The 13,540-nt window shown below is 66.7% G+C and carries 13 protein-coding genes and 1 pseudogene; 6 read left to right on the forward strand and 8 right to left on the reverse strand.

The genetic code is table 11. From position 1 onward, the window contains the following. Position 1: 1 nt before the first annotated feature. Positions 2-1,090 (forward strand): aldose epimerase family protein, encoded by a 1,089-nt coding sequence (locus WS87_RS31650; protein WP_059536093.1) that lies wholly within the window; start codon positions 2-4, stop codon positions 1,088-1,090. Positions 1,091-1,143: 53 nt separating this feature from the next. Next, a pseudogene (locus tag WS87_RS34610) lies at positions 1,144-1,269 on the forward strand (LacI family DNA-binding transcriptional regulator); the annotation flags it as partial. A 99-nt stretch (positions 1,270-1,368) separates the two neighbouring features. Here the strand turns inward: WS87_RS34610 and WS87_RS31660 are convergent. The 3 genes from WS87_RS31660 to WS87_RS31670 are packed head-to-tail and all read right to left on the reverse strand — an operon-like array spanning position 1,369 to position 4,626. Next, on the reverse strand, positions 1,369-2,553 hold the full coding sequence (locus WS87_RS31660; RefSeq protein WP_059820055.1) for a porin: 1,185 nt from the start codon (positions 2,551-2,553) through the stop codon (positions 1,369-1,371). 55 nt (positions 2,554-2,608) lie between these two features. Next, positions 2,609-3,403 (reverse strand): ABC transporter substrate-binding protein, encoded by a 795-nt coding sequence (locus tag WS87_RS31665; RefSeq protein WP_059536085.1) that lies wholly within the window; start codon positions 3,401-3,403, stop codon positions 2,609-2,611. A 53-nt stretch (positions 3,404-3,456) separates the two neighbouring features. Next, positions 3,457-4,626 carry a M20 aminoacylase family protein gene (locus WS87_RS31670; protein ID WP_059820054.1) on the reverse strand — a complete coding sequence of 390 codons (1,170 nt, stop codon included), beginning with the start codon at positions 4,624-4,626 and terminating at the stop codon, positions 3,457-3,459. On the opposite strand from WS87_RS31670, the gene WS87_RS33820 reads away from it, so the two are divergent. From WS87_RS33820 to WS87_RS31685, 4 genes are all read left to right on the forward strand, one after another. Further along, complete coding sequence (locus tag WS87_RS33820) at positions 4,614-4,766, forward strand: hypothetical protein (protein ID WP_156441476.1); 153 nt, start codon at positions 4,614-4,616, stop codon at positions 4,764-4,766. The genes WS87_RS31670 and WS87_RS33820 overlap by 13 nt on opposite strands. Then, complete coding sequence (locus WS87_RS31675; protein WP_059820053.1) at positions 4,763-5,725, forward strand: LysR substrate-binding domain-containing protein; 963 nt, start codon at positions 4,763-4,765, stop codon at positions 5,723-5,725. Before WS87_RS33820 ends, WS87_RS31675 begins: the two co-directional genes overlap by 4 nt. 110 nt (positions 5,726-5,835) lie before the next feature. Continuing rightward, a complete protein-coding gene (gene frmR, locus WS87_RS31680; RefSeq protein WP_006753040.1) occupies positions 5,836-6,111 on the forward strand; it encodes a formaldehyde-responsive transcriptional repressor FrmR in 276 nt (91 codons plus the stop codon). A 58-nt stretch (positions 6,112-6,169) separates the two neighbouring features. After that, positions 6,170-7,279, forward strand: a complete 1,110-nt coding sequence (locus WS87_RS31685; protein WP_059536073.1) for an S-(hydroxymethyl)glutathione dehydrogenase/class III alcohol dehydrogenase — start codon at positions 6,170-6,172, stop codon at positions 7,277-7,279. Between the two features lie 117 nt (positions 7,280-7,396). Here WS87_RS31685 and WS87_RS31690 read toward each other — a convergent pair whose 3' ends face one another. The 5 genes from WS87_RS31690 to WS87_RS31705 form a co-directional block, all read right to left on the reverse strand. Further along, on the reverse strand, positions 7,397-8,380 hold the full coding sequence (locus WS87_RS31690; protein WP_059820052.1) for a hypothetical protein: 984 nt from the start codon (positions 8,378-8,380) through the stop codon (positions 7,397-7,399). Further along, entirely contained in the window at positions 8,377-8,895 is a 519-nt protein-coding gene (locus WS87_RS31695; protein WP_059690487.1) for a (2Fe-2S)-binding protein, read from the reverse strand. The genes WS87_RS31690 and WS87_RS31695 overlap by 4 nt, the downstream gene beginning before the upstream one ends. Next, positions 8,892-11,624 carry a xanthine dehydrogenase family protein molybdopterin-binding subunit gene (locus WS87_RS31700; RefSeq protein ID WP_059820051.1) on the reverse strand — a complete coding sequence of 911 codons (2,733 nt, stop codon included), beginning with the start codon at positions 11,622-11,624 and terminating at the stop codon, positions 8,892-8,894. Before WS87_RS31700 ends, WS87_RS31695 begins: the two co-directional genes overlap by 4 nt. 341 nt (positions 11,625-11,965) lie before the next feature. After that, the gene (locus WS87_RS33825) at positions 11,966-12,148 is read right to left on the reverse strand and encodes a hypothetical protein (RefSeq protein WP_159085731.1); all 183 of its coding nucleotides are present in this window, start codon (positions 12,146-12,148) and stop codon (positions 11,966-11,968) included. Positions 12,149-12,531: 383 nt separating this feature from the next. Then, positions 12,532-13,506 carry a type II secretion system F family protein gene (locus WS87_RS31705; protein WP_059690485.1) on the reverse strand — a complete coding sequence of 325 codons (975 nt, stop codon included), beginning with the start codon at positions 13,504-13,506 and terminating at the stop codon, positions 12,532-12,534. Between the last annotated feature and the right edge of the window lie 34 nt (positions 13,507-13,540).

Raw genomic sequence — 13,540 nt, forward strand, 5'->3', positions numbered from 1 at the left:
CATGCATATCGACACCGACTCCCCCCGCCCGGCATCCGACGTCGGCCGCATTCCGTCCGAACCGTGGGGCACGCTGCCTGGCGGCGACCCAGTGCGGCGCTACACGCTGCGCAACGCGCACGGCATGCGCGTCGTCGTGAGCGATCTCGGCGCGACCGTCGTGTCGTGGCTCGCCCCCGACCGCACGGGGCGCTTCGCCGATATCGTGCTGGCGCACGACACGCCGGCCGAGTACCTCGAATCGGGTGCGTACCTCGGCGCGACGGTCGGCCGCTGGGCCAACCGGATCGCGGACGCGCGCTTCACGCTCGACGGCATCGATTACACGCTCGACCGCAACGAGAACGGTAATCTGCTGCACGGCGGCGCAAGCGGCTTTCATCGCGCGCGCTGGGACGTGATCGACGACCGCGGCGAGCTGACGCTGCGGCTCGATTCGCCTGAAGGCGATGCGGGATTCCCCGGCAACGTGAGCGTGCAGGTGCGCTACGTGCTCGACGACGACGGCACGCTGACGATCGACTATTCGGCACGAACCGATGCGCCGACCCCGCTGAACCTCACGAATCACAGCTACTTCAACCTCAGCGGACGCGCGGGCAGCGACGTGCGCGGCCACCTGCTGCAGGTCGACGCCGACGCGTTCGTCGAAGTCGACGACGCGCTGATCCCGACCGGCACGGCTGACGTGACCGGTACCGCGTTCGATTTCCGGCAGAGCGCGCCGATCGGCGCCCGCCTCGACTGGCCGCATGCGCAGCTCGCGCGCGGGCGCGGCTTCGACCACTGTTACGTGCTGCGCGACCCTACGCGCGGCGTGCGGCCCGTCGCATCGATCTACGATCCGGAAAGCGGTCGGGAGCTCACCGTGTCGACGGATCAGCGCGGACTGCAGCTCTATACGGGCAACTATCTGGATGGCGTGCGCGTGGGCGGCGGCATCCCGTGCGTGCGGCATGCGGCGCTGTGCGTCGAAGCCGGGTTCTATCCGAACCAGGTCAACATGGACGCGTTGCGCGACGAAACCATCCTTCATCCGGGCCAGACCTATCGCCAGACGACCCGGTATCGGGTCGGTATTCGCGGATAGCAGGCAGCGCACGCGTTCTTTGCGTCGGCATCGGCGGCTGCGCTCCTGCAGCGTTGCCCGCGCGGGCGATCGCGCTGACGCTCGACATGATCGACGGGGTCGAGCCGGCTGGGGCGGCACATGCGATCGGGGCGCCGGAGCGCGTCGTGCGGGAATCGACGGGGGTGGCGCGGGGTTGACTCACGGAGCGCGCCGCGTCGACGTCGCGCACCGGCCAGCCGTTCACGCTCGCGTTTCTGCCTGAATGGCCGGCCGTCCCGCTTTCGATCCCGATCCGGTCAGAACTTGTGCCGAATCCCCGCATGCACCATCAACTGCTTCGACGTCGACGACAGATCGGCCGCCCCCGGGACATATGCCTGGTCGAGCGACGAGCCGGTCGCGTCACCGGCAACCCGCTGGTACGCGCCCATCAGATAGACGTCGGTGCGCTTCGACAGGTTGTAGTCCGCCATCAGCCCGATCGAATGGATCTTCGGTTTCGCGCTGCCCGTGGTCGCCTCGTAGCGCACGGTCGTATACACATACTGCGCGCCCACGAAGAACGCCGGCGTGAACTGGTATTTGCCGTTCACTTCGAAGTTCTGATACTTGATCGCCGTGACCGTACCGCCCGCGAGCGGCCCCGTCACCGGTTCGATCGTCTCGTCGCCGAACAGGTAGCCGACGTTCGCGGTCGGCCGCGTGACGTTGCTGTTCGTATAGGCGAACCCGACCGTCGCAGGCCCTGCCGTGTAGTTGACGCCCGCCCCGAAGATCCGCAGCCGCGCCGACGCGAAGTTCGCATCCGCGCCGACCGACCCCGAGCCCGCGATCGCGCCGCCGGCCGTCGCGCCCGGGTTGTCCGCATTCAGGAACGCCGCGCCGACGAGCAGGCCACCCTGCTCGTACTGCGCGCCGACGCTCCACTGCCGGTTGTTCGCGAACCCGGTGTCGTTGCTGAAGCTGTACGTGCCGCCGAACGAGAAGCCGGCAAAATCCGGGCTCGCGTACTTGACCGTGTTGTTCACGCGAAACGTATTGCCGGTATTGTCGTTGTCGAGCGGATGCGAGAACGGATAGACACCCCAGTTGCCATTCGCGGTCGTCGGCGCGAGATAGTCGACGACCGAGTCATATTGCCGGCCGAGCGTCAGCGTGCCGAAGCGCGTGCTGCCCAGCCCGACGTAAGCCTGCCGCCCGAACATGCGGCCGCCCTGCGCGAGCGTGCCGCTGTTCACGTTGAAGCCGCTCTCGATCTGGAACAGCGCGCTGTAGCCGCCACCGAGATCCTCGGACCCTTTGAGACCCCAGCGGCTGCCCTGCGCGAAACCGCTCGCCATCTGCCATGCGCCGTGGCCACCGACGTTGTTCGTGTAGTCGATGCCCGCGTCGATCAGCCCGTACAGCGTGACGCTGCTCTGCGCGAAGGCCGGCGCAGCACAAAGTGCCGGCATCGCGACGAAAAACAATCTCCAGTTCATTCGTTTTCCTTATTGATATGATGGTCGCTACCCGCTCGATACGGGTCGGCGCGTCTTACTTCGTGCCGTAGATGTCGAAGTCGAAATACTTGCGGTTGATCCGCTGATACGTGCCGTTCGCGAGAATCGCCGCCAGCGCGCGGTTGAATGCATCGCGCAGGTCGGTGTCCTGCTTGCGCAGCCCGAGGCCATCGCCCTGCCCGAAATACTTCGCGTCGTCGATCGCCGCGCCGACGAACATGAAATCCTTGCCCTGCGGCTTCTTCAGGAAACCGTCGCTCGCCGCGATCGATGCCTGGAACGCCGCGTCGAGCCGCCCGGTCACGAGATCGGCATAGACCTGATCCTGGTTCTGGTACGACTCGATCTGCACGCCCGCCGGCTGCCAGTTCGCGATCGCATAGTCGGCCTGCGCGGAACCCTGCTCGACGCCGACCCGCTTGCCCTTCAGCGACGCAGCCGTCGGCAGCAACGGCGAACCCTTGCGCGCGATCAGCCGCGCCGGCGCATTCGAGATCCGGTTGGTGAACGCAATCTGCTGCATCCGCTTCGGCGTGATCGTCATCGACGACGCGATCACGTCGAACTTGCGCGCGAGCAGCCCCGGAATCATCCCGTCGAAACTCGACTCGACCCACACGCAGCGCGCATGCAGCTCCGCGCACAACGCGTTCGTGATGTCGATCCCGAAGCCGGTCAGCGTGCCGTCGGGCTGCTTGTATTCGAGCGGCGGATACGTGGGATCGACCGCGAGGCGGATCTCCTTGCCCGTCCAGTCGCCGGCATGCGCGACGCCTGCCACCGTCGTTGCCGTCAGCGCCACCGCAAGCGCCGCCATCCACTGTTTCATTGCCAGTCTCCTTGTTTCCATCGTTGAAGGTAAATCGAATCGGTCCGGCCGCCTCACGCGAGGTAGCGCTCGGCGAGCGCGATCCAGTAACTCGCGCCCGTCGCGAGGCACGCATCGTTGAAGTCGTAGCCGGGGTTGTGCAGCCCGCAGCCGGCCGCGCCGTCGCCGTTGCCGATCGACAGGTAGCTGCCCGGGCAGACGTCGAGCATGAACGCGAAGTCCTCGCTCGCCGCGATCGGCCGCAGGTGCGGAATCAGCGCATCGTCGCCGCCCCATTCACGCGCGACGTCGCGGGCGAACGCGGTTTCCGCCGCGTGATTGACGAGCACAGGATAGCCGTGGCGATAGTCGATTTCGGCCGTCGCGCCGTAGCTGTCGGCCTGCCCGTGCACGATCGCGCGGACGCGCCGTTCGAGCAGCGCGCGCACGTCCGGCGACAGCGCCCGCACGCTCAGTTCCAGATCCGCATGCGGCGGAATCACGTTCGATGCGGTGCCTGCATGAATCGAGCCGGTCGTGACGATCGCCAGTTCCTGCGGATTCACGTTGCGCGACACGACCGTCTGCAACGCCATCACGATCGAGGCGCAGACCACCACCGGATCGATCGTCGTGTGCGGCGCCGCGCCATGGCCACCTTGCCCGGTCACGCGCACACGCACCTCGTCGGCCGACGCCATCGCCGGGCCGTCGCAGAAGCCGAGCACGCCCGCCGGCAACCCCGGCACGTTGTGCATCGCGAACACGGCATCGCACGGAAACTGCGTGAACAGCCCGTCGTCGATCATCCGCTTCGCGCCGCCGAGCCCTTCCTCCGCCGGCTGGAAAATCAGGTTCAGCGTGCCGCTGAAGCGTCCGCGCTCCGCGATGCAGCGGGCGGCCGCGAGCAGCATCGCGGTATGGCCGTCGTGGCCGCACGCATGCATCACGCCGTCGCGCCGGCTCGCATGCGGCAGCCCGGTCGTCTCGCGGATCGGCAGCGCATCCATGTCCGCGCGCAGCCCGAGCCGCTTCCCCGTGCCGCGCGTGAGCGTGCCGACCACCCCCGTGCCGCCGAGCCCGCGCGTGACGCGATAACCCCATGTTGTCAGGCGATCGACGACGAGTTCGCTCGTCGCGTGTTCCTCGAACCCGAGCTCCGGATGCGCATGCAGCCGGTGGCGCAACGCGATCATTTCCGTCTCGATGGCCGCCATTTCAGGCGGAATGCGTGCTCGATCCAACCCCGTTACTCCTCGATGCGTGCCGGTTGTCGATCGCCGGGATGGCGGATCGTGGCGAAATCGTAGGCAGCGAAAAAACCGGCGAACAGCCGCAGTTTCGTTATGATGACAACCTTTCGTTGTCGGGTATCGCACCATGAGCACGATCAAGCTGCATCAACTGCAGGCGCTCGTCGCGAGCGCGGAGGCCGGGAGCATCCGCGGCGCGGCGCGCACGCTCGGGCTGTCGCAGGCGGCCGTCACCCGCGCGCTGCGCGAGCTGGAGGCCAGCGAGCGCCTGCCGCTGCTGGTGCGCGCGCCGGAAGGCATCGGCTTCACGGAATACGGGAAAACCTTGCTCACGCACGCGAAGCTCGTGCTCAAGCAGCTCGAGCACGCGCAAAGCGATCTCGAACGAATGCGCGGGCGCGTCGAGGGGCGGCTGAGCGTCGGCGTCACGCCGTGGCTGACGATGACGTTCCTCGCGGAAACCGTGCTGCGGTTTCGCGAGCGGATGCCCGACGTGCGCCTCGAACTCTACGAAGCGCTGATGGCCGTCGCGCAACCGCTGCTGCGCGACGGCAGCATGGATTTCGCGCTGGGTCACGTGCAGGCCGGCGGCGGCGCGCAGGAATTCGCGTTCGAGCCGCTGCTGCGCTACGAGACGTCGGTGATGGTGCGCGCCGGGCATCCGCTCGAACGCGCGAAGTCGGTGCACGACCTGCTCGAATGCGACTGGGTGCTGAATTCGTCGGCCGACGGCCAGGCCGCGCTCGTCGACTATCTGTTCACGCGGCACGGCGCACGGATCGACGAACGGCGCATCGTGCGCGCGCAATCGGTCGCGATGCTGCAGACGATGCTCGAGCAGGCCGGCATGTGCACGTGGTGCCCGACGATCCTCGCGGCGGTGCCGCCGTTCGGTGAACGGATGCGCGTGCTGTCGCTCAGGGAGACCTTCGAGCCGAGCGAACTCGGCATCGTCACGCGCCGCAGCAGCACGCTGAGCGACGCCGCGCGCTGCTTCATCGACTGCCTGCTGCAGGTGATCCGGCGGCATGCGCGGTCGGCGCGCAACGAGGATCTTGCACTGTTCCGCACACTCACGCTGCTGATCTGACCGTATGCCGGGCAGGCGCACGCACGCGGCGCCTGCCCGGCAGCGATCCCGTATACCTCCGCGCCGCATTGCTCTATACTGCCCCCCAGTATCCGGAACCCACCGATCCCATGCCCCATTCCCCCGAAGAAAAGAAACGCGTCCTGACCCGCGTGCGCCGTGTTCGCGGGCAACTGAACGCGCTCGAGCAAGCGCTCGAGGAGGGGGCGGACTGTGGTCCGATACTTCAGCAACTGGCTGCCATCCGCGGCGCGATCAACGGCGTGATGGCCGGCGTGCTCGAAAGCCATTTGCGCGAGGAATTCACCCAGCTCGCGGACGCCCCGCGGCCCTCGTCCGGATCGATCGACGATATCGTGACCCTCGTCCGGTCCTACTTGCGCTGACCGGTGCAGGTTCGTCGACGTCCGAGCCATTCGATGATTCTTTTTTGACAGGATTGCCATGAAATCACGTGCCGCAGTTGCGTTCGAGGCGGGTAAGCCGCTCCAGATCGTCGAAATCGACGTCGAACCACCCCGCAAGGGCGAAGTGCTCATCAAGATCACCCATACCGGCGTCTGTCACACCGATGCCTTCACGTTGTCGGGGGACGATCCGGAAGGCATCTTTCCCGCCGTGCTCGGCCATGAAGGCGCCGGCATCGTGGTGGAAGTCGGCGAAGGCGTGACGAGCGTGAAACCCGGCGATCACGTCATTCCGCTGTACACCGCCGAATGCGGCGAGTGCCTGTTCTGCAAGAGCGGCAAGACCAATCTGTGCGTGTCGGTGCGCGCCACCCAGGGCAAGGGCGTGATGCCCGACGGCACCACGCGCTTCAGCTACAACGGCCAGCCGATCTATCACTACATGGGCTGCTCGACGTTCAGCGAATACACCGTCGTCGCCGAAGTCTCGCTCGCGAAGATCAACCCGGACGCAAACCCGGAGCAGGTGTGCCTGCTGGGCTGCGGCGTCACGACCGGCCTCGGCGCGGTGAAGAACACCGCGAAGGTGCAGGAAGGCGATACGGTGGCCGTATTCGGTCTCGGCGGCATCGGCCTCGCGGTGATTCAGGGCGCCAAGCTCGCGAAGGCCGGCCGCATCATCGCGATCGACACCAACCCCGGCAAGTTCGACCTCGCACGCGTGTTCGGCGCAACCGACTGCGTCAATCCGAAGGACCACGAAAAGCCGATCCAGCAGGTGATCGTCGACATGACCGGCTGGGGCGTCGACCACAGCTTCGAATGCATCGGCAACGTCAACGTGATGCGCGCCGCGCTCGAATGCGCGCACCGCGGCTGGGGCCAGTCCGTCATCATCGGCGTCGCGGGCGCCGGCCAGGAAATCTCCACGCGCCCGTTCCAGCTCGTCACCGGTCGCCGCTGGCTCGGTACGGCATTCGGCGGCGTGAAGGGCCGCTCCGAACTGCCGGGCATGGTCGAGGAAGCGATGGCCGGCACGATCCAGCTGGCACCGTTCGTCACGCACACGAAGCCGCTCACCGGCATCAACGAAGCGTTCGACCTGATGCACGAAGGCAAGTCCATCCGGACCGTCGTGCATTTCTGAAATACGCGCGACGAGATCGGCTGCAGTAACCGGTCTCGTTGCGCGATACCGCCGGCACGCCAGGCGCTCGGCCCGGACGTGCCGGCGGTCGGAACCGGCGCGCAACCCGCGCGCGACCTATTTGGCCGCCTGCGCCGCCGGCGTGAAACTGCACTTCGGATCGTTCTTGCCCCGCGCCGAACAACATTCGAGCAGGTCGCTCACCGACTTCGCGTTCGCCGCATTCCATTCATACAGGCTCTTGTTGTTGTCGATCGGCATCCAGTGCGTCATCGGATACCGGCTCGCACGCGCGTTGCTTCCCTTCGGCGGCGGCAGTAAACCGGCGGCCAGCGGCACGTAGATCTTGCAGCTGTTCTGATCGCCGATCCGGTGACAGCCGATGCAGGTATTGCCCGGCGTGCTGATCGCGTGCGACGTCCACGACGCGAAGTCGGCGCCGAGATTCACGTACTTGCCCCAAGGGTCGGTCGGCACCTTGTTCCAGACCTGGCCGATCCACGGGCTGTACATGACCGGGCTCGCGTCGTGACACGACACGCAGCGCTTCGTCGCGGTCGCGGACGGCTTCCACCAGAACTCCGCCGCGGACGGGTGGCCGGGCGGCGGCGTCGTCTCGTTCGGCGGCGGCACGCGCGCTGCGTTCATGCCCTCGGTGCCGCCCTTCTCCGCATGAAACCAGCAGGTCTTGCCGTTGCCCGCATGATGCAGCACGATGTCGACTTCGTCGTAATACGGGCTCCGGTTCGCGCGGATCTGCTTGCGGCGGCAAAACGCCGAGATCTGCGTGTCGCCGCGCGACAGGTCGAGGATCTTCGAATACGGCGTGCACTGTCCGGACGTCGGCGCGTCGTAGGGCAGCAGCGCCGGACGATCGCACGTCATGTGCGCCGCGTAGCGCGCGGGCACGCGGCCGTTGACGGTGATCGGCACATCGGTGCCGTCATTGCAGTCGAACGCGGGAATCTCGCCGATTTCGTCGGTGCACTGCTGCGCATATTCGTGCAGCGACGTATCGCCGCTTGCCGCCGCGAGCGCGAGCGGCGCGACCTGTGCGGCCAGCATCGTCGCCAGCGCGACGACGCAGGTTCTCATCGTCATGCCGCCCCCTTCGTGTAGCGTATCGCCACCTTGCGAATGGCCTCGATGTACTTCACGTAACCGGTGCAACGACAGATGTTGCCGCCTACCCAAGTTTCGATCATCGCGTCCAGATCGCGCTCGTGCACCGGCTGCGCGCGCAGATGATCGAGCATCGCGGTCGCGGCCATCAGGAAACCCGACACGCAGTAACCGCACTGGAACGCGAACGACTCGAGAAAGCTCTGCTGCAGCGGCGACAGCGCGCCGCCCTGCGCGAGCCCCTCGATCGTGTACACGTGCATGTCCGCCATCGCGCTGACCGGCGTCGAGCACGACAGCGTCTTTTCCATCGGCGCATCGGGCGCATTGCGCACGCCGACCGTGCACGCGCGGCACACGCCGATGCCGCAGCACAGCTTGGTGCCCGTCAGGTCCTGCCGCTCGTGCAGGAAGTCGATGAGGTTCATGTCCGCGTCGGCCGCGTCTGCTTCGACGGGCTTGCCGTTGACGATCATTCGGACCGGATTGCTCATTGCAGTGCCTCCCGAATCTTCTCCGGCGTCACGGGCGTCACCCGGAACCGCCGCCCCGTCGCCATCGCGAGCGCATTGAGCAGCGCCGGCGCGATCGGACACATCACCGCTTCCGCGATGCCGCGTGCATTCGCGGGATCGCCGCCGGGCGGCGGTAACGCGATCAGCTCCTGCACGGGGACGTCCGGCAGCCGCGTGACCTCGTAGCGATCCAGATTCCATCGGCCGCCGCCCGGCCCGTCCGGCCCCAGCGGACAGGTTTCGGTCAGCACGTTGCCGATACCCATCGCGACCGCGCCCTGCGACTGCCCTTCCACGAGCTCCGGCGACAACTGTCGGCCGACGCTCACCGCCGTCACCACGCGTTCGACCTTCACGCGTCCGGTCGCCGAATCGACGGACACCGCGACGAGCGTCGCCGACGGCGCGTAGGTCGTGCGCCCGTAAAGCGTCGTATTGACCGGCGGCGGCTGCAGCACGCGCTTCAACGGCGTCAGGTGATACGGATCGAGGCCGACCGCCACGTAGTCGTAGTCGACCTGTGCATTGCCGGACGCGAACGGATAGGTTCCCTTCCAGAAATACCCGGCATAACTCGCATGCACGGCCGCGATCGTCTGTAATCCTAGCTTCCTAATCGTGCCGAGCAGCGCCGCCCACGGAATCGGTGCGAGGCCGTTCGCGGCGAGTGCGCGATCGGTCCAGCGCACATCCTCCGCACGCACGGGTATGCCCCACCACGCGCGCGCAGCGGGCAGCACGCTCTGCAGAAACAGCACCTGCGCGGCGCCCTTGACCGCGTGGTACTGATGGAATGCGCCGAGACAGGCGCTCGACGAACCGTAGGTGTAGCAGACGTACTTGCTGTCGTCGGGCGGACTGCTCGAACGCTTCAACCCGAGCGCGTTGAACGGCCCGATCTCGCTCATCGCAATCGTTTGCGCGTTTTGCCCGAGAAACTCGGCCGGCGCGAGACCGAGCGTCGTGGCCGCGCCGTTGCCCATGTCGGTGTACGGCGTGACCACGCGCAGGTTGCCGTCGGGCAGGATCTGCACCATCCCGAACATCCCGTCGCCGGAGGTGCCGTATGCTTCGTTCGCCATCGCGAGGCCGACACCGTAGCGGAGGCCGCGCGCGCTGCGCTCGGCACGAATCTGCTCACGCTCGAGCCATAACGGATGACGTTCGAGCCGGTCGAGCAGCGCGTCCAGCTGCAGGTCGAACAGGATCGGCGCGCCCGTGATCGCGCGGCCCTTGCCGAGCTCGGGCGCCTTGCCGAGCAGATTGGCGCGCCGGATCTCGAACGGCGACATCCCCAGCCGACGTGCAGCCTCGTCCATCAACGTCTCGATCGCCATGAACGCCTGCGGCCCGCCGAAGCCGCGCTGCGAACCGCCGAAGACTTCCCGCGTGTAGGTCGACGCGGCCTGCGCGCGTGCCCGCGGAATCTCGTAGCAGCTCATCGCGCTCAACGCGGCAAGCTGCGCGACGTACGGCGACAGGTTCTTCTTCCCGCCGCCGTTCATCAGGAAATCGCAGGTGATCGCTTCGAGCTTGCCGCGGCGGTCGAACCACAGTGATTCGGAGAACTGCGTTTCGCAGCGTTTCAGGCCAACCTGGAATTGCTCGTAGCGCGACTGCTGCCAACGCAGCGCGCCCTTCGCAAACGGTGCCGCAAGGGCGAGATACAGCGGGAAGTAGGATTTGTCGCGTCCGCCGAAGCCACCGCCCGGGTAGCACGCGATGACCTGGGCCTCCTTGACCGCGACGGCGCTGCCGTCGAACAGCGCACACGCACCATTCGCATCGTCGTTCGCCGACTGCGTGCCGAGCACGAGGCTGATCTTCGACGCGGACGCGTCGTACCATGCGAGTCCCGCTTCGGGCTCCATGAACATCGGGTCCATCGCCGGCGTCTCGAATCCGTCGTCGCCCGTCGCCCGGATGCCGATCCACGTGCCGGCGGCCGCGTGGCTGGCGATCGTCGCATCGATGTTGGCGACCGCCGCCTCACGTTCCTCCAGGTACTTCGCCGTCGGCTTGCCGTTGCCGTCGGTCTGGTAGTTGTCGACGTAGCTGAACCGCCGCGCGTCGTCGCGCACGTAGACGGTCACGGGCGAATACGGTACGACCGGTGCAGCCTGACCGGTGCCGACCGGCGCGCCGTACCGGATCACGCTGCGATTGAAATCGAGCAGCTTCCTCGCGCGACGATAGATGTCGAAGTTCTCGAAGATCAACAGCGCGGCCGGTTGCCCGTAGCAGTCCGCCGGGAAACCCACTCGCGCGAGCCAGTAGATGTCCTGGTTCGCGATCGGATCGGGTCCCGGTGCAAGCTTGATCCTGCGCGCGCTCAGCAATGCGTTATCGACGATGGCGATCGGCCGCAGTTCGTGCGGCAGCACGCCGAGATCGTAGCCCTGGTACACGGCGTCGACCCGGTCGCAGCGCAGTGCATAAAGCCAGTTTTCCTGCTGCGGCCAGCCGACGAAGTCGCGGGACTTGAAGTCGCGCGCGTAGATCTTCTGGCCCATTACCTTCGGCATGCCGTCGATGCGCCAGCGCGCCTTTCCGGGCACCGGCGCCCAGTTCGGGCCGTCCGGATCGGCCTGCGTCTCGCCTGCGGCGAGTACGAGTGCCGGCAAATGCGTAACCGAAACGGCGACGACGGCGCCGCTGCCGGCGAGCTTCAGAAACGTCCGGCGTGTCACAGGCACATGGATGGCCATGCTGCGTCCCTCGTTCGAATTGTTATGTCGGTCCGTCGAGTGCGCGACGTGTGTCGCCACGCCGGCCGCGAGCGGCCCGATACGCGTGTGCGTCGGTGCACAGGATGTCGGTGAGAAAGCGGTGTTCCGGGCGCGATTGCGCGCGCCGGCCGTCAGGAATCGGGAGGGAGACGACGCACGCCGAAGCCCGGCGGCATCGCGGGTTCGGTCCGCGCGGGTGGGCGCCTGTTCGATGAAGCGTCAGGCGGCGTGCATCGCGCTGCGTATTCGTTCATGATTCCCCCGGCCCCGATCGTGCTTGACTGGCCTGTTGCCCGTATCGTCGGGCAGTCGCTCGGTTTTCAGGCGTTGTGTTGGTTCTTTCCGCGACGCGGGGCGATCGTCCAGTTCGCGGCGTCATTCAAGCCTGATTTTGAACAATCGTAGGAATTCGAATCGACGATTTCAAGGAGATTTTCGGGCACGATGACGCGCGCATCGGCGGCGGCATCTGTCGATACGTGCCACGTCGTCGCCTGGCGCATCCCTGCCTTGGCGGACCGAGGGTGCCACGGCCGCGCGGCGGTTGCCTGCGTCGACCGGCAATCCGGTAAACAATCGCTCGCGTTATCGACACGAATGGATTCAGCCGTGACGGCTGGTCCGTTCCGAGCGGTTTTCCGTCCGGTCGGCACGCCGCCGCGGCTGCGTCCGGGGTTAGCCGTAGGGGGCCACCCGCGCGGGCAGTGGACTACGGCTGTCTCCATGGTCGACCATGGGTCCGGGTTGCGTTGACGCCGCTATGATCGACCTGTCTCGCGGCGCCGCCCGGGGGGAGGAGGAGCCTCCCATGAAGACGGTGGCCGTGCCGGCAGGCGATGCCAGGCGGCACGTACATCCGGTTCGCGCGGCAGTCCCGCGCCGCTGCTTACTGCCCGATACTCGTGAAGGTCGGCAGCAGCACGCGATACACGTGAATCATCGCCGGCCCGAGCAACACGCACATCAGCGCCGGGAAGATGCAGAAGATCAGCGGGAACAGCAGCTTCAGCGCGATCTTCGCGGCGCGCTCCTCGGCGCGCATCCGCCGCCGCGTGCGCAGCATGTCGGAGAGCACGCGCAGCGATTCGGCGATGCTCGTGCCGAAGCGGTCGGCCTGGATCAGCATCGCGCAGAACGATTCGATGTCCTCGACGCCGGTCCGCAGTGCCAGATTGCGCAGCGCGGTTTCCTTGGTGAATCCGGAACGCATCTCGAGCAGCAGCAAGTCGAGCTCGCTCGCGACCACTTCGCTGCGAAAGCGCAGTTCCTCGCTCACCCTCATCAACGCCGCATCGAGCCCGAGCCCTGCTTCGACGCATACGGTCAGCAGGTCGAGCGCATCCGGAAAGTCCTCGAAGATCACCCGCTGACGCGTCGCGATCCGCCGCTTGAGGATCACGTTCGGCACGTAGTAGCCGATCCCTGCGAGCGCGACGAGGATGAACGACAGCAGCATGCGTTGACCCGCGAGCCGGGTCGTGGCGAGTGCCAGCAGCGCCGCGCCCGGCAGCGCCAGCGCGAGTACCGTCTTCGCCGCGAAGTAAAGCGCGCCCGCGTTCGGATCGCGCCAGCCGGCGTTCATCAGCCGGATCCGCAGCGGTGAATTCTCCCAACCCTCCTGCGGCACCGACAGCCGGGAAATCGGTTGCGACAGCTCGACGAGCTTCGCGACCCAGCGCGATGCCTGCCCGCCGCCGTCGCCCGCGCCGGCGCCGATGCCGACACTTGCTCCGCTCGCCTGCTGGATCCGGCGCTCCATGTTGCGCGGCGCAAACAGCAGCATCGCGACCAGCACGCCGCCGGCGACGAAGATGAACAAGCCGGCCAGCATCACGGTATGTACTACGCTCAGGTTTTGCATGACAACCTCGAATCGGTTCGTGAAGCCTGAGACA

The sequence above is a fragment of the Burkholderia sp. MSMB0856 genome (genome assembly GCF_001524645.2).
Lineage (GTDB): Bacteria > Pseudomonadota > Gammaproteobacteria > Burkholderiales > Burkholderiaceae > Burkholderia > Burkholderia diffusa.